This is a genomic window from Paractinoplanes atraurantiacus (genome assembly GCF_900215205.1).
Lineage (GTDB): Bacteria > Actinomycetota > Actinomycetes > Mycobacteriales > Micromonosporaceae > Actinoplanes > Actinoplanes atraurantiacus.
In genome coordinates, this window is the sequence record NZ_OBDY01000007.1 from 151,869 (window position 1) to 166,881 (window position 15,013).

The following is a 15,013-nucleotide window of genomic DNA, read 5'->3' on the forward strand; positions in this document are numbered from 1 at the left end:
CCATGCTGCACCGTCCCGGCCTCGTCGTGCTGACCGGCCCGCCCGGCTGCGGCCGCACCACCCTGCTGCGCCGGCTCAGCGCCGCCGTGCCCGGCCCGGTGCACGAGGGCGGCGGGCTGGCGATGCTGCAGACCGTGCCCGCCCTGGCCCTGTCGAGGGCCGTGCGGGCCAAGCTTCCGGCGTACGACGTGCACCTGCTCGCCGAGGCCGTACGCTCGCGCGTGCGCGGCGGCCTGCTGGTCATCGACGACCTGCACTACACCGACCCGGCCACCCTGGCCGCCCTGCCGCTGCTGGCGGCCCACTGCCGGGTACTCGCCTCCGTCCGCACGCCACACCGGCTGCCCCCGGCGACCGAGACGGCGCTGCGCGCGGCGGCCACCGCCTGGATCGCGGTGCCGCCCCTGACCCCGCACGAGGCCACCGACCTGGCCCGGCGCAGCGCACCCCACCTGGAGGCGGCCGCCCTGACCGCGGTCGTCGACCGGGCCGGCGGCAACCCCCTGGCCGTGACCGCCCTGGCCCGCAACGCGGCCACCGGCGCGCGCCCGGCCGCCGGTGGCGCCGACATCGACCAGGTGGCGTACGCCATCGCGACGGCCCTGGCCGACCTGCCCCGCCCCGCCCGCACGGCGCTGGCCGCGCTGGGCCTGCTCGGCCGGCCCGCCCCCGCCGCCCTGCTCGGCGCCGGCGCGGCCGACCTGCGGGCGGCCGGCCTGGTCACCGCCGACCCGGACGGCGCCCTGCTGCCGGTGTCGACGTACGTGGCGGAAACGGCGGCGGGCCTGCTCGACGCCGCCGCCCGCGTCGACCTGCACACCCGCCTGGCCGAGCTCACCCCACCGGCCGAGGCCGCCCGCCACCTGGCCGCCGCCGGCGACCTGCGCGGCGCCCACCGCCGGGCCCTGACGGCCGCCGACCAGAGCACCGGCGGCGACCGGGCCGCCCTGCTGCTGTTCGCCTGCGAGCTCGACGTCCCCGTCGACCTGCGAGTCCGCCTGGCCGCCGCCGACGCGTTGCTGGCGGTGGGCCGCCCCGCCGCCGCGGCCCGGGTCCTCACCACCTCGGCGGAGCCCTCCAGGGCCGGCCGGCCGGCCGGCGACGCGTTCAGCGCCGACTTCGACTTCCCCCACCCCCCGACCGCACCGTCCGGCACCGACCTCGACTTCGCCGCACGTTCCGGCTCCGATCTGAATTTCGCCGGCCCTTCCGCGGCGCGATCGGGCACCCACTCCGCCTTCGCCGCGGGTTCCGGGACCGACCTCGATTTCGCCGATCCCTCCGCCGCCCGCACCGGCCGGAAGGTTCCGGGTTCGCCCTCGCAACTTTCCGACGGCGACTTCGACTTCCCGAGACCCTCGCCGGGCGGCGCCGAATCCCCGGCTCAGCCCGCCGGCGGCGTCAACGCTCCGAGCTCCGCGGCGCCGGCGCGCCGGCGCGACGCGCCTGACGTGCTGTCCGGGGCGGCCCGGTCTCATCTGGACTCCGACTCGCTGCGCTCGCTCGAGCTGGAAGCCGACGTGCTGCGCGGGGAGGCCCTGCTGCAAGCCGGCGACCCGGCGGCGGCACGAGCCGCCGTGCACACCGTGCCCGACGCCGCCGCGGCCCCGGTCGTCGCCGGGCGCGACCGTGTCCTGCTGCTGGCCGAGCTCGACACCGACCCGGCCGCGGCCCGCGACCTCGCCGACAAGATCGCCGCAAGGCATCCCCGTCCGCCGGCCGGGGTGGCCGCCGCCCTGGCCGCCGTGCGGGCCCACTTCCGCCTGCCCGGCTGGGACACCGCACTGGCCGAGGCCGCCATGCCCGGCGCAGACCCACTGATCACCCGCTGGTCAGCGTGGCTGCTGGTCGAGCAGTTGGCCGCCGACGGCCGCCTGACCGAGTCGGCCTCGGTGGCGCTGCGCGCGGCCCGCGCCAGCGCCGCCGACCTGGCCTACGGCTGGCAGACCCGCTTCGCCGCGGCCGCCGACTGGGCCCTGGCCCTGCACGGCTCCACCATCGCCGACCCGGCCACCGGAGCCACGTCCACTTCGCCCGGCAGCGCCGCGAATCCGACCGGAGCTACGCCGGCCTCAGTCGGGGGCGCCGCCAACCCGACCGCAGACACGTCGCCCTCTGCCACCACCGCGAATCCCACCGCAGCCATGTCGCCCTCCGGCCGGGCCGCGAATCCCGCCGGAACCACCTCAACCTCGGATGGCAGGGCCGCCGGCCTGACCGGAACCGCGTCAGCCCTGGCCGCCGGCGCTCCCGGCACGACTGGCGCCAGGTCAGACCCCGCCGCGTCGCCGCCCGGACCGGGCGGCGCCAGAGCGGCCACGCCCGGAAGCGGTTCCGGGCCCGCCGGCCCTGCGCAGGGTCTGGGTCACATGCGGCCCGGCGGCATCTACGGCGCGGCCACCCGTTCCGGCGAGCCGCTCCCGATTCCGGGCGCCTCCACTGGCGCCGGCGGCTCAGCGATGCCCACGCCTGGCGTGGGTGGCGTCCATGGACCGGACACCGGCCAACCCGGCTCGGCGTCCGGGACGGCGCCCGCGGTGGCCGCCGATGAGGTCATCGCCGAGCTGTGGGACGGTGCGGACGGGGTGCTGCGGCGGGCGGGCAACCTCACCGACCGGGCGCTTCCCGACGAGGCGCGCGGCTACGCCACGGCCGCGACCGCTCTGATCGAGGCCGACACCGGGCTGCTGGCGGCCGCCCGGGCGCATCTCGACGGTGGCCCCGCCCATCCGGCGACCTCGTGGGTGGCTCAGGAGACGGCCTGGCTCGACGGGCAACCGGACCGGGCCGTGACACCGGGCGGGGACGACGAGAGTGGGCTGCTGGCCGGGCTGCACGCGATCACGGCTCAATGGGCCGCTCACGATCTCGGCACTGACACCGCGCCGGTTGTTCCGGGCGGGCTTCCCGCGGCCGCCCGGCGTACGCTGACCGCCTGGGCGACCGGGACCGGGTTCACCGCCGCGGCCGAGGGGTGGCGGCCCATCGCGCTGCGGGAGCGGATCCGGTGTCTGCTGGCGGCCGGGCTGACCGACACCGATCAGGCCCGGGCCGTCGAGGCTCTGCTGGCCGCCGAGCGGCTCGCCGACGCGGCCGGGCTGACCGTGCTGGCCGGCCGGGCCCGCCGGGGGCTGCGCCGGCACCGTGTGCACCGTGACACCCGCAGCAAACGGTCCGGCGACCAGCTGACCAGGCGGGAGACCGATGTGCTGCGGCTGGTCGCGGCGGGGGAGCCGACCCGCCGGATCGCCGGGCAGTTGGGCATCTCGGCCGAGACCGTCGACACGCACATCCGCGCCGGTATGCGCAAGCTCGGCGCCCGGACTCGTACGGAAGCCGCCGCCCTCGCTTTTGCCTCTCCCGCACGTCCCGACACGTCTGACAAGGATGGCCGGTGACCAGACAGACCGACGCCCCTCGCCACGTCGTCGCCACCCCCGGCGACGCCGACACCGTGCTGCGCCGGCTCACCCGTGACGGCTGGGTGGCCCGCGACGGCTTCGCCCTTCCCGACCCCGGATGGGATGTGTCCAGCACCCGGCTGGTGCTGCACGGGCGCATCGGCGACGCCGACACCCTGCAGCTGGCCGTGCTGGCCGCCGCCCGCGGCGCCGGCATCGTGGCCGTCTGCGACGCCGAGTCGCCGCTGGGCCGGGCCCTGGTCGACGACCTGTCGCGGCTGGGTCCCGTGCAGCACGGCGCCGCCGACCCGGTGCCGGCCGGCGGGAACAACGTGACCGACCTGGTGCCCGAGCAGCGGGCCCTGCTCGACCGCCTGGCCGCCGGCGACACCATCGCCGCCGCCGCCGCGGCCGAGTTCCTGTCGCTGCGCACCGCGAACCGCCGCATCGCCGAGGCCCGCGCCCTGTTCGGCGTCCGCACCACCCGCGAAGCCGTCCTGGCCTACCTGCGCCAGCGCGGCAGCGCCCCACCGCCACGCTGATGCGGGCGATCGTCTTCGACTTCTTCGGCACCCTGACCGATCCCGCCGCCGAAACCGCCCGCCGCACGTCGTTCACCGCCACCGCCGCCGCCCTGGGCGTTCCCGCGGCCGCGTTCTGGACCGCGATGTCCACCTCGTTCCCCGAACGCGCCACCGGCGTCCACGGCGACACCCGCGCCACCTTGCGCGAGATGGCCCGCCGTTGCGGCGTGACCCCCGCAGACGATCAACTGCTTGCGGCCGTACGCGTCCAGCACGCCGGCGCCGAACAAGTGCGCCGCCCCCGCCCCGGCGCGCTGCAGCTGCTCGACGATCTGCGCCGGGCCGGTTTCCGCCTGGCCGTCCTGAGCGACTGCAGCAGCGAACTCGTCGAAGCCTGGCCCCGCACCCCGTACGCCACCCGTGTCGACGCGACCGTCTTCTCCTGGCAGGAACGCCACCGCAAACCCGACCCGCGCCTGTACGCCACCGCCGCCGCCCGCCTGGGCGTGCCCGCCGAGCTGTGCTGGTTCGTCGGCGACGGCGGCAGCCGCGAACATCAGGGCGCCCACACCGCCGGCATGCGCCCGGTCCTGGTCACCAACGCCGCCCACCCGCACGCGGCCGCCCTGCGCGACGACCCGGACACGTGGCGCCCGCCCTACGCGATCGACGACCTCACCGCCCTGCCCACCGTGGTCACCGCGGCGAACGTCCCCACATGACGTCCGTCCGGCACGCCCGTGACTTCACCCCGAGCCGAACCGCCGGCTCGGTCAAGCGGCAAGGCCATGGTCTTCGTGCGTCACGCTAATCGGCATTACCGCCACCCTCGCCCCGTAGCGTGGCGGGCCCGCGGCCGGTCGAACCGCCCGCCTGATAAAGCCGGCTGGCCATGATCTTCGTGCGGCACGCCATGCCGGTGCTCGATCCCGCCGTACCGCCCGCCCGCTGGCACCTGGGCGACGAGGGCCGCGCCGCCGCCCGCCTCCTGCGCCTGCCCCGGGACGCCTACCTGGTGGCCAGCGACGAACCCAAGGCCGTGGAAACCCTGCGGCACGCCGTCCCCGGCGCCCCCGTGCACCAGGATCCCGGCTTCGCCGAAGTCCACCGCCCCGCCGCCTGGCAGCCGGACCACCGCACCCTGGCCCGCGCCTACGTCGCCGGCACGCACGTGCCCGACGGCTGGGAGCCACCGGCCGCCGTGACCGCCCGTTTCGACGCGGCCGTCGACCGGCACCGGGCCCGTGCCGGCACCCGCCTGCTGGTCGTGGCCACCCACGGCATGGCTTTGACCTGCTGGCTCACCGCCCACGCCCTGATCACCGCCGACCCCGCCCGTTTCTGGGCCGGCTTGCGCTTCCCCGACCTCATCGAGATCGACCCCGCCGACCGCAAAGCACCGCACTGACCGACGCCGGCGCCCCGGCCGGCCCCAGCCAGGTCCCGGGCGAGTCCCGGGGGCCAAGCCGTACGCCGCGTGCCTCCGGCCTCGAACGGTGACAGCAAGCCGCCACGCGACGGCTTCAGCCGGGAAGCCGACCCCCAGGCGCCGCCTGCCTTCGGCCGCGAACGGTCACGGCGAGCCGCGCTCGGCGGGAAACTCAGCCCGGCCCTTCTCCGGGCGCCCGGGACGCGATGATCACGCGGTTGCCGTCCGGGTCGGCGACGGTGGCCATGCGCTCGCCCCACGGCTGGCCGGTGGGCTCCTGCAGCACCTCGGCTCCGCCGGCGCGTAACCGGTCGACGCCGGCGTCGCAGTCGTCGGCGTACACCCACAGGGTCACGCGGTCGTTGGCCAGGGCGCCCGGCTCGTCCTGCTGCCCGATGCCCAGATGGGAACGCCCCACCTGCACGCCCACGTAGGCCGGGTCGCCGTCGGGCGGGAACTGATACGTCACCTCGCCGCCGAGCAGGTCGCGGTAGAACCCCAGGCTCCGGGGCAGGTCGGATGTGGTCAGGATGGGAAACAGTTCGTCGAACATGCGCCTCATCCTTGCCCGGGGGTACGACACTTTCCCGGGTGTCCCTGTCTCACGTGTTCTGGATCGGCGGCGCGAGCGGCGCCGGCAAAAGCACCGTCGCCCGCGTCCTGAGCGCACGCCACGGCCTGCACCTGTACGACACCGACGCCGTCATGGGCGAGCACGCCGCGCGCAGCACCGAAGCGCAGATCACCGCGTTCAAGGCCATGACCATGGACCAGCGCTGGGTCGAGCGCAGCCCGCAAACCATGCTGGAGACCTTCCACTGGTACCGCGGTGAGGCCTTCGACCAGATCATCGCCGATCTGCGCGGCCTGCCCGCCGAGCCCGGGATCATCGCCGAGGGCTTCCGGCTACTTCCTCATCTCGTACGGCCGCATCTGCCTGACCAAGCGCAAGCGGTGTGGCTCCTGCCGACCCCCGGGTTTCGCCGTGCCGCCTTCGACAGCCGCGGCTCGACCTGGCGGATCGCCGGGCGCACCAGCGACCCCGAGCGGGCCCTGGCCAACCTGCTGGAACGCGACCGCCTGTTCACCGAACGGCTGCGCGACGAGGTCACTCGCGAAAACCTCCCGGCGATCACCGTGACCCCGGGCATGACCGAAGAGGAACTCACCGAGCAGGTCAGCCACTGTTTGAAGATCCACAGAGTCCGGTAGGCGACAAAAACGGCTTGACTCCGGCGCTACGGTCATTGCTCGGGAGAGCGTTTACCGTCATGGGGGCTGGGGTGCGACGTGCCGACCGTGTGACCACTCACGAGTGGCCGCGCAGCCCCCGCATCGACGCCGGGCACGTGCTCGAGCGCATCGCCGACATCACCGGCGTCCGCCTCGAGCTCGAAGGTCCCGCGCCCGGCGGTGAGGTCGGCGCCGCCTACGTGCGCTGGCCCGACGGGCGCCGCTCCGTGCTGACCGAGGGCCGCTCCCGCACCGGCCCGCTGGTCGACAAGGCCCGCGCCGCCGGCGTGCCCACCGCCCGGCAGGAACTCGCCGCCCACGTCGACGGCGCCCGCGTCATCGTCCAGCAGCGCCTGCCCGGCACCCCGCCCGAGCGGGTCGACGCCGCCCTGATCCGGCAGATGATCGCCGTCAACGACCGCCTGGCCGGGCTGCTGGCCGGCGAACCGGCCCCGAAACCGGCCGACCTGCACCTGACCGCCGACGGCCCCGGCTTCTGCCTGCACGAGCCCCTCGAACGCCACAGCGACCGCACCGCCCGCCTGCTCGAGCGCATCCACGCCATCGGCGCACAGCATCCGGCCATGGTCGGCGACGATCTCGTGCACCTCGACTTTCACCCGGGCAACGTCCTGGTCGTCGGCGGCCGCCTCACCGGCGTCATCGACTGGGACGGCGCCACCCGCGGCGACCGCCACTTCGACCTGGTCACCCTGCGGTTCATGCTGACCGGTCAAGACCCTTCGGCCGTACGCCTTCTCGACGAGCGCCTGGAAACCATCTCCGCCCGCCGCCGCCAGGCCTACTGGGCCCACATGAGCCTGCGCCTGGTCGACTGGTCCATCCGCCACCACGACGACGCCACCGTCGAGCACTGGCTCGACGTCGCCGAGTCAGGCCTGACCTGAACCCGACCGGTCGAACACGTCACCGAAACCCCGCGCCCGCGCCACCGCCTCCAACGGTCCGAACAACATCGACGGCCGCTCCGACACCCGCGAGATCACAAAATCGGCCGTCCACGGATCCGGCAACGGATGATGATCCAGCTCCCAGCGCAGATACCGGTGGTACGGCCGCACCCGCCCGAACACGGCGAACAGCGCACCCAGACACCACGCCGCCGCCTCCATCTCCTCCAGCCGCGCCACCTCGGCCCGCCCGTCCCGCCGGCTCTTGACCGCCCGCCGCACGAACTGCACATACCCGCCGAGCTGCTCACGAGCCATCACCTCGGCCTCCTCGGCCGACAACGACCCCTGCCGGCGCACCAGCTCCGCGATCCGCCCGTCGAGCCGGTCCAGCAGCACCCGCGCCCCCCGATACGAGTAACGCCGCCACCGATCCGACACATCGGCCAGCTCCTCCACCGACAACACCGCCAGATCAAGCCGCGGCGAACTCGAACTGGGCCGCCACCGCGCCGCCCCACCCGTGATCACATACGCGTCCACATCCGACCCCGCCGTCGCCACACCCCGGGCATGCGAGCCGGTCAACACCAGCCCCGCCACCCCAGGATCGTCACGCACCTCATCCATCAACCCGGCCAGCACCTGACTCATGGCCGAGTATCACCACACCCACCACCGAACGGCGCCCCCATAATCCCGCCGGGTGATCACCACCCGGACCATCCCCGCAGTTCAGCCCACCATTCAGGTCACCCGACAGTGGGGGCGGAGTGAATCGGAATTGAGCCCCTCACCCGCCCGCCCGGCCCGCCGCCGCGCATCCGGCCGGCCACCATCGCATCGCCCGGATGTGACGACCCGCGCGCCGGTAAACGCCCGCGCTCATTCGCACCCGCCCGCCACTCGGGGCGAACCGATGATCAGCCCTGCGAGAGGGCGCCGGGTCCGGGTCCACCGTGAGGCATCGCGACCCAAGGGCCTGGGCCGCGGGGGTTATCCGATCCAGATCTCATGGTGCCGCCCCCGATCGTCCTGCGTGTCGCCGGCAGGTCGATGACGGTGTCGGTTCCGGCGACCAGGACGCCGGTGGCGGTCAGGCTGCGGACGATGAGGGTTGCGCCCGGTGCGGTCCGAGCACCCAGGCGGGCTTACCAGGCGCGGATCCCGGCGCCGACCTCGATGGCTGCGCCAAGCTACCGCGCCGGTGGAGGTATCGAGTGCGGACCTCGGTGTCGGCATCGATGGCTGCGCCCGGCTACCGGGCCGGTGGGAGGTATCGATCTCGGCCGCTGCGCCCGGGCCAACGGCCCCCGGCCCTCGGGGACGCCGGGTCCGGATCTCACGGTGCCGGCGCGCCCGACTGACCGTTCGGGGTGCGCCGGAACTGATCAAGGCGGCTCACGTCCGCGTGGTGGGGCTTCCGGCGGCGATGTGATCAACAGCCCATGCCCGGGGCGTGCGGGGGCGTGCGATTATTACCGGCCTGATGGACAGCACATCCCCTCCGCCGACGCCCTTCATGTGGCGGTTCATGCTCCTGATCGCCCGGCTCGTCGTCCTGCCGCTGTGCCGGCTGCGCGTCAGCGGCAGCGTGCCGGCCGAGCTGCGCGGGCGGCCGCTGATCCTGGCCGCCAACCATGTCAGCCCGTTCGATCCGATCGTGATGACCGCCGCCTGCCACAAAGCCGGCATCGCCCCGCGGATCATGGCGACCGGCGGGCTGTTCGACGCGCCGATCGCCGGGGCCGCCATGCGCAAGGCCGGGCACATCCGCGTCGACCGCAACAGCACCCGCGTCGCCGACGCCCTGCCCGCCGCCACCCAGGCCCTGCGCGACGGCAACATGGTGCTGCTCTACCCGGAGGGCCGCATCGGCCTCGACCCGTGGATGTGGCCCGAACGCGGCAAGACCGGCGTCGCCCGCATGGCCGCCGCGGCCGGCGCCCCCGTGCTGCCCGTAGCCCAGTGGGGCGCCCACGCCGTCCTGCCCTACACCACCCCGGAACACCTGCTGCGCTCACTGCTGCACGCCATGCGCCGCCGCCCCGTCGTGCACGTGCGCTTCGGCGACGCCCCCGTCGACCTCTCCGGCGTCACCGGCACACCCGGCGCCCAGGCCATGCAGGCGACCCGGCTCATCATGGACGGCATCCACGACACCCTGGCCACCCTGCGCCCCACCGAGATGCAAACCCCGCACCACGTCGACACGACCCGCCGCACCGACCCGTCCCGCATCCGCCCCCGCCGCCCCACCGACGCGGCCGCCGAACAGCCCAACGCCGCGAAAGCCGACGCCGAGTAGACCGGCACCGAGCCCCGGCACCGCGACGACTCCCGCGAACCGGCACACGGACGGTGCGTCAGCCGGCCTCTCCTAACTCGGCCAGACGCGCCTCCACCTCGGCCAGCTCGGCCCGCAACCGCTGGGCCTGGGCCTCCGCCTCGGCCCGCTCGGCGGACAGGATCTGCTCCACCGCCTCCTGCACACCCGGCACGTCGACCAGCGACACCATGCGCAGCGCCTCGGCCGGGCGGATCACATACGGCTTGGCCAGCGCCTTGGCCCCCTGGTTGGCCGCCACGGTCCACTCGCCCTCGGCGTAAGCGAGGGTGACGGTCAGCCCGGGCGCCGGTTTCGCCTTGACCGGCCGCGCCGGCGCCTTCTTCGGAGCCGGCGCCGGAGCGGGAGCCGGGGCGGCCGGCTCCTCGGCTGCCTTACGCGGGGCGGGCGGCGCCTTCACCGGCTGGTCGAGCACGAACGGGGGATCGGCCGGCTTCTCGGGCTCCGGGGGAGCGGGTGCCGCCTTTTTCGCCACGGCGCCACGCGGCGCCACGCGCAGATCGGCGGGGGAGAAGGGCAACTCGTCCTTACCGAAGCGCACCATCACGAACTCGTCGGACTCCGCCGGATCACCCAGGCCCACCACCTGGCCGATCTGGCCCGCGATCTGACCGGCCGCCTCGGTGAACTGCACCCGCGGCTTGCGGCCCGCCGACAGCCCGTCACGGATCGCCTGAAGCTCGTCGGTGTTCAACGCCGTCGCCACCATGCTGGACCCCACCTCTTCGAACGTTTGTTTGAACAGTTCTATCAGGCCCCTCCGACATTTCCCGGCAGCGGGGCACGGCCCGTCACGCAATACTCCCGGCCCACCGGATCGGTCAGCGTCGTCCACTGCCCCGGCACCCGCCGCACCACCGACGCACCGAGCTCCACATGCCGTCGCACCTCGGCATCCACATCCGTACAAGCGAAATCCACGTGCATCCCCGCCTCAGCCGAACCGATCCGCTGGAACAACAGCTTCAACGGCATCCCGGCCCCACGCTCCAGATGCTCGAACTCCGGCAGATCCGACGGCCGCCGCGGCCAGCCCGTCAACCCGCTCCAGAACTCGATCTCCGCCTCGAACAGTGCCGACGGCACGTCCACACACAACTGATCCACCAGGCTGCGCCGCCCCGCACCCGGCCGCCGCTTCTCCCCATGCCACGGCACCAGGCAGAACACCACACCGGCGGGGGAGCGCACCACCACCAGATCCCCCTCGTCGAGCACCACGACCGCGCCACGCCCGACCGCCTCGGCCGCCGCCTCCGCCACGCTTTCGACATGCAAATCCGCGTGTGTACGAGGGGGAGCACCCGCCAAGACCTGCACCCGCAGATACGCGTCACCGTCCGCCGGCAGCAACGTCGCGAACTCACCGGCCGGACCACGCCGCGCCGACAACCCCGACCCGGTCACCGCCTGCCAGAACGGCTCCGCCACCCGCGACGGCGAATCCAGAAAACCCGTCACCCACCGCACCCGCACCACAGCCACCCCCACACCAGGCACCGAACCCGGAACAATACGGCCCATGCGCATCCGCCCGGCCACTGCTTCCGACATCGCGGCCATCGCCGAGGTCGGCGCGAAAACCTGGCCATTGACGTACGCCTTCGCCGGCACCGACTACATCGCACACGGCCTCGCCACCTGGTGGTCCCCGCACGCCATCGCCCGCAGCCTGACCACCACCGACGTCCTGGTCGCCGAAACCGAACCCAGCACCGTCATCGGCACCGGCAACATCGACCTGCGCGGCGAGACCGCCATCATCTGGAAGCTCTACGTCCTGCCCCCAGCACAGGGCACCGGCGCCGGCCACGCCCTCATCACCGCCCTGACCGACCGCGCGCCCGGCCGCACCGTCCAGCTCGAGTACACCGACGGCAACCACCGCGCCGCCCGCTTCTACGCCGCGCACGGCTTCACCGAACTGCGCCGCGAACCCTCCGGCACCCCCGGATGGCCCGACACCGTCTGGCTCACCAAGGAGCAGCCATGACCGACGCCGCCGAATTCGACGCCCTCTACAACGCCCCTCAACACCCGCCCTGGGAGATCGGCCGCATCCAGCCCGCGCTCACCGGCGTACTCCAATCAGATCTGCCCGGTCCTCACGTCCTTGACCTCGGCTGCGGCACCGGAGACCTGGCCATCGCCCTCGCCCGCCGCGGCTACGACGTCACCGGCGTCGACGTCTCGGCCGTCGCCATCGACACCGCCCGTGCCAAAGCCGGGGGACTGCCGATCCACTTCGAGGTCCAGGACGCCACCGCACTGACCCTGCCCACGACCTACAACACCCTCATCGACTGCGGCCTGCTGCACAACCTGCACCGCCGCGGACACGCCGACGGCTACCTCGCCCGGCTCCCCGAGCTCGCCGCACCCGGCGCCACCCTCATCGTCCTGGCCATCGCCCACGAAGGCACCCAGGACTGGGGACTCACCGAGGACTACCTGCACACCGCCTTCGCCGCACCCACCTGGACAGCCACCACCATCGAACGGACACAGATCACCGCCGACGACGCCGGCACCCACCTGCTCCTGCCCGCGCTCCTCCTCCGTACGACGAAAGCCTCCTGATGCCCCTCATCAGTTACAACGCCACCGACGCCCACGCCTTCGCCGAGACCCGGCACCTGACCGGCGACGCCCTCGCCGCGTGGCGCACCGCCATCAGCCACCACGTGCACCCACAAACCCGGCTGCTCGACCTCGGGGCCGGCACCGGCAGCTGGACCCAGGCCTTCCAGACCTGGTGGCCCCAAGCGCAGATCACCGCCGTCGAACCCTCACCCGCCATGCGCGACCACGCCCTCGTACCCACCCTGGCCGGGCACGCCGCCGACATCCCCCTGCCCGCCGACAGCGTCGACGCCGTCTGGCTCTCCACCGTCATCCACCACATCCCCGACCTGCCCGCCGCCGCCCGCGAGATCCACCGCGTCCTCACACCAGGGGGAGTGGTCCTCATCCGCACGGTTTTCCCCGGACGCCACCATGACATCACGCTGTTCCGCTACTTCCCCGAAGCGGCCGCCGCACTCGAGCGCTACCCGAGCGTCACCGACGTCCAAGACGCGTTCGCCGACTTCACCACCATCGCCCTGCAACCCGTACCGCAGAAAACCGCCGACTCACTCACCGACATCGCGCAAACCCTGCGCCGCGAGGCACACACCCCACTGCAACTGATCACCGACCAGGCGTACGCCGACGGACTCGCCCGCCTCCACAAGGCCGCCCGCGACAGCACCACACCGGTCATCGACAGCCTCGACCTGCTCGTCCTGCGCCGATGAGCGTCATCCTGCACGGCGCTCGCGTGCTGCTGCGCCCCTGGACCCTCTCCGACACCGACTTCGTCCTCACCCTGACCAGCGACCCGCTCATCCCACTGATCAGCGCCGTCCCCGCAGCGCCGGACCCGGACGCCGCCCGCGCCTTCATCACGGCCCAGAACAAGCGGCACACCGAAGGCCGCGGCTGGGCCTGGGCCGTGGTCGACGACGGCCGGCCGATCGGCTACGTCGGCGCTCTCTGGACGGCACAGAACGCCGGCCGCGCCTCCATCGGATATTGGACCGGGGGACAAGCCCGCCACGCCGGCCTCACCACCGACGCCGTCACCACCGCCGCCGCCTGGCTGCTCACGGACGGCGGCATCGCCCGGCTGGAGGCCTACGTCGAACCCTGGAACACCGCCTCGGCCCGCGTCGCCGAAAAAGCAGGCTTCCACCGCGAAGGGCTCATGAAATCGTTCGCACCCATCGGAGGGCACCGCAAAGACGCCTACCTGTACGCCCGCATCAGCTGATCTACCATCGACGGCCATGGACCGCTTCCGTGACACCGGCGCCCGCCTGTGGCACTACGGCGACGACATCCTCGTCCACTGCCCGGCATGCGACAGCCCCGCCACCGTGCGACCCGCCGACGGCTCCCGAATCCAGCGCCGACTCACATGCACCCACTGCGCCCACACGGCGACGTGGAACGCGCCGCGGCACGGCGCCGGGCACCTCCTGCCACATCTGAGCGGCCCGAACGACCCCTACTTCAAGCTGCCACTGTGGCTGCGCACTGACTTCCGTGGGCACACGCTGTGGGCCTACAACGCGGCCCACCTCGCACTGCTCCAGCAGTATCTGGCCGCCACGCTGCGCGAACGAGCCCGAATCCTGTCCAGCTGCGACATGAGCCTGCTCGAACAGCTACCGGCGTGGCTGAAGGCCGCCAAACACCGAACCGCCCTGCTCAAAGCCACCCATGTCCTGCAATCACAGCTCGCCGCAGGGGGAGTGGCCCCTCAAACCGGACATAGCGCGTAAATAGAGTGCGAGCCCCGACGCCGACGGGCAGGGCGCCCGACAAAACGCGGCGCTGCGTCCGGTAGTGCACGAGCGAACCGCACCCGACAGCCGCGACGAGTGTTCAAAGCGCGGCTCTGGTCTGCGAATCGCATCCAGCGGCGGCGTAGTGGCAGCTGAAGGCGCACGCGGCGACGGCTGGGGAAAATGCCGCCACGGCGTCGCGCTGACGGAGCTCGACCCAGCCAGGAGCGCCGATGCGCGAGCCGCCACGCCGATGGCGACATCCGTGATGGGCGAACCCCAAGGGCGGCGCCGATTCCTGAGTGAGCGGCGCGGGTTGGCGGCGAAGTTAGAGCACGAGCAGCGGCGGCAACGCCGAAAATCGCGCTCAACCAGCCCCGAATCCATCGACGATCTCCCAGGTCGATAGTTGACGTTATGTCGAGTAGACGGATTTTGGACTCTCCCCGGGGGCAATCCAACGCGCGTCGATGCCGGCGGCGACACCCCGCGATGACCGAACCCAAGGGCTTGATCTTTGGAGTGCAGGCCCCGCCCTCCCTTGGGGGCCCCCCGTCCTGACCCATTTTGACGGAGGCGCACTAGATCATGTCCGCGCCTGTGGACGAACTCACGGCCTGTGGAAACCGGAAGCCGACGACGGGCTCAGTGCTAACGGCGGCGCGCGCCGCCGCAGAGTCCAGCTAGTTCGATGTCGGCGGCCCACAGTTTCCGGCTAGTGCATGTCGGTGCGCGCTTCAGCCACGCGGCCGCCTCAGGCTCGGCCCCATCGGGCGCACCGAATGCAGCAGACGGTGCCCTACCCCGCCGCGCCCGTGCTGTTGCCCGCGCATTGCC

The 15,013-nt window shown here is 73.2% G+C and carries 16 protein-coding genes; 12 read left to right on the forward strand and 4 right to left on the reverse strand.

Annotation, left to right across the window (positions count from 1 at the left end):
* Positions 1-2 precede the first annotated feature (2 nt).
* The 4 genes from CRP55_RS55675 (at position 3) to CRP55_RS18535 (ending at position 5,333) form a co-directional block, all read left to right on the forward strand.
* Positions 3-3,398: a LuxR C-terminal-related transcriptional regulator gene (locus tag CRP55_RS55675; protein WP_143234739.1), complete on the forward strand. Its 3,396-nt coding sequence runs from the start codon at positions 3-5 to the stop codon at positions 3,396-3,398.
* Positions 3,395-3,943 carry a LuxR family transcriptional regulator gene (locus tag CRP55_RS18525; protein ID WP_097321339.1) on the forward strand — a complete coding sequence of 183 codons (549 nt, stop codon included), beginning with the start codon at positions 3,395-3,397 and terminating at the stop codon, positions 3,941-3,943. Before CRP55_RS55675 ends, CRP55_RS18525 begins: the two co-directional genes overlap by 4 nt.
* Complete coding sequence (locus CRP55_RS18530; protein ID WP_097321340.1) at positions 3,943-4,647, forward strand: HAD family hydrolase; 705 nt, start codon at positions 3,943-3,945, stop codon at positions 4,645-4,647. Before CRP55_RS18525 ends, CRP55_RS18530 begins: the two co-directional genes overlap by 1 nt.
* Positions 4,648-4,817: 170 nt before the next feature.
* Positions 4,818-5,333 (forward strand): histidine phosphatase family protein, encoded by a 516-nt coding sequence (locus tag CRP55_RS18535; protein WP_097321341.1) that lies wholly within the window; start codon positions 4,818-4,820, stop codon positions 5,331-5,333.
* A gap of 193 nt (positions 5,334-5,526) precedes the next feature.
* Here CRP55_RS18535 and CRP55_RS18540 read toward each other — a convergent pair whose 3' ends face one another.
* Entirely contained in the window at positions 5,527-5,907 is a 381-nt protein-coding gene (locus CRP55_RS18540; RefSeq protein WP_097321342.1) for a VOC family protein, read from the reverse strand.
* A gap of 38 nt (positions 5,908-5,945) precedes the next feature.
* On the opposite strand from CRP55_RS18540, the gene CRP55_RS18545 reads away from it, so the two are divergent.
* Positions 5,946-6,566 (forward strand): shikimate kinase, encoded by a 621-nt coding sequence (locus tag CRP55_RS18545; RefSeq protein WP_245923138.1) that lies wholly within the window; start codon positions 5,946-5,948, stop codon positions 6,564-6,566.
* Between the two features lie 89 nt (positions 6,567-6,655).
* Positions 6,656-7,495, forward strand: a complete 840-nt coding sequence (locus CRP55_RS18550) for a phosphotransferase enzyme family protein (RefSeq protein WP_218854619.1) — start codon at positions 6,656-6,658, stop codon at positions 7,493-7,495.
* Here CRP55_RS18550 and CRP55_RS18555 read toward each other — a convergent pair.
* Positions 7,481-8,152: a nucleotidyltransferase domain-containing protein gene (locus CRP55_RS18555; protein ID WP_097321344.1), complete on the reverse strand. Its 672-nt coding sequence runs from the start codon at positions 8,150-8,152 to the stop codon at positions 7,481-7,483. The two genes, CRP55_RS18550 and CRP55_RS18555, sit on opposite strands and share 15 nt — an antisense overlap.
* Positions 8,153-8,987: 835 nt before the next feature.
* Here CRP55_RS18555 and CRP55_RS18560 point away from each other — a divergent pair.
* Positions 8,988-9,806, forward strand: a complete 819-nt coding sequence (locus CRP55_RS18560) for a lysophospholipid acyltransferase family protein (protein WP_245923140.1) — start codon at positions 8,988-8,990, stop codon at positions 9,804-9,806.
* 58 nt (positions 9,807-9,864) lie between these two features.
* Here CRP55_RS18560 and CRP55_RS18565 read toward each other — a convergent pair whose 3' ends face one another.
* Positions 9,865-10,554, reverse strand: coding sequence for a hypothetical protein (locus CRP55_RS18565; protein ID WP_097321346.1), 690 nt, complete (start codon positions 10,552-10,554; stop codon positions 9,865-9,867).
* Positions 10,555-10,595: 41 nt separating this feature from the next.
* Positions 10,596-11,306 (reverse strand): VOC family protein, encoded by a 711-nt coding sequence (locus tag CRP55_RS18570; RefSeq protein WP_245923142.1) that lies wholly within the window; start codon positions 11,304-11,306, stop codon positions 10,596-10,598.
* A gap of 61 nt (positions 11,307-11,367) precedes the next feature.
* Here CRP55_RS18570 and CRP55_RS18575 point away from each other — a divergent pair, with 61 nt between their 5' ends.
* The 5 genes from CRP55_RS18575 to CRP55_RS18595 are packed head-to-tail and all read left to right on the forward strand — an operon-like array spanning position 11,368 to position 14,173.
* Positions 11,368-11,838, forward strand: a complete 471-nt coding sequence (locus tag CRP55_RS18575; RefSeq protein ID WP_097321347.1) for a GNAT family N-acetyltransferase — start codon at positions 11,368-11,370, stop codon at positions 11,836-11,838.
* Positions 11,835-12,425: a class I SAM-dependent methyltransferase gene (locus CRP55_RS18580; RefSeq protein ID WP_097321348.1), complete on the forward strand. Its 591-nt coding sequence runs from the start codon at positions 11,835-11,837 to the stop codon at positions 12,423-12,425. The genes CRP55_RS18575 and CRP55_RS18580 overlap by 4 nt, the downstream gene beginning before the upstream one ends.
* Entirely contained in the window at positions 12,425-13,144 is a 720-nt protein-coding gene (locus CRP55_RS18585; RefSeq protein WP_097321349.1) for a class I SAM-dependent methyltransferase, read from the forward strand. Before CRP55_RS18580 ends, CRP55_RS18585 begins: the two co-directional genes overlap by 1 nt.
* On the forward strand, positions 13,141-13,659 hold the full coding sequence (locus tag CRP55_RS18590) for a GNAT family N-acetyltransferase (protein WP_097321350.1): 519 nt from the start codon (positions 13,141-13,143) through the stop codon (positions 13,657-13,659). Before CRP55_RS18585 ends, CRP55_RS18590 begins: the two co-directional genes overlap by 4 nt.
* A gap of 16 nt (positions 13,660-13,675) precedes the next feature.
* Positions 13,676-14,173 (forward strand): hypothetical protein, encoded by a 498-nt coding sequence (locus CRP55_RS18595; protein ID WP_097321351.1) that lies wholly within the window; start codon positions 13,676-13,678, stop codon positions 14,171-14,173.
* Positions 14,174-15,013 lie beyond the last annotated feature (840 nt).

What these genes read in the sequence shown, in the direction of transcription:
- CRP55_RS55675 (WP_143234739.1), top strand. Translation starts at nt 3, where the DNA reads ATGCTGCACCGTCCCGGCCTCGTCGTGCTGACCGGCCCGCCCGGCTGC.
- CRP55_RS18530 (WP_097321340.1), top strand. Translation starts at nt 3,943, where the DNA reads ATGCGGGCGATCGTCTTCGACTTCTTCGGCACCCTGACCGATCCCGCC.
- CRP55_RS18535 (WP_097321341.1), top strand. Translation starts at nt 4,818, where the DNA reads ATGATCTTCGTGCGGCACGCCATGCCGGTGCTCGATCCCGCCGTACCG.
- CRP55_RS18540 (WP_097321342.1), bottom strand. Translation starts at nt 5,907, where the DNA reads ATGTTCGACGAACTGTTTCCCATCCTGACCACATCCGACCTGCCCCGG.
- CRP55_RS18555 (WP_097321344.1), bottom strand. Translation starts at nt 8,152, where the DNA reads ATGAGTCAGGTGCTGGCCGGGTTGATGGATGAGGTGCGTGACGATCCT.
- CRP55_RS18560 (WP_245923140.1), top strand. Translation starts at nt 8,988, where the DNA reads ATGGACAGCACATCCCCTCCGCCGACGCCCTTCATGTGGCGGTTCATG.
- CRP55_RS18565 (WP_097321346.1), bottom strand. Translation starts at nt 10,554, where the DNA reads ATGGTGGCGACGGCGTTGAACACCGACGAGCTTCAGGCGATCCGTGAC.
- CRP55_RS18575 (WP_097321347.1), top strand. Translation starts at nt 11,368, where the DNA reads ATGCGCATCCGCCCGGCCACTGCTTCCGACATCGCGGCCATCGCCGAG.
- CRP55_RS18580 (WP_097321348.1), top strand. Translation starts at nt 11,835, where the DNA reads ATGACCGACGCCGCCGAATTCGACGCCCTCTACAACGCCCCTCAACAC.
- CRP55_RS18585 (WP_097321349.1), top strand. Translation starts at nt 12,425, where the DNA reads ATGCCCCTCATCAGTTACAACGCCACCGACGCCCACGCCTTCGCCGAG.
- CRP55_RS18590 (WP_097321350.1), top strand. Translation starts at nt 13,141, where the DNA reads ATGAGCGTCATCCTGCACGGCGCTCGCGTGCTGCTGCGCCCCTGGACC.
- CRP55_RS18595 (WP_097321351.1), top strand. Translation starts at nt 13,676, where the DNA reads ATGGACCGCTTCCGTGACACCGGCGCCCGCCTGTGGCACTACGGCGAC.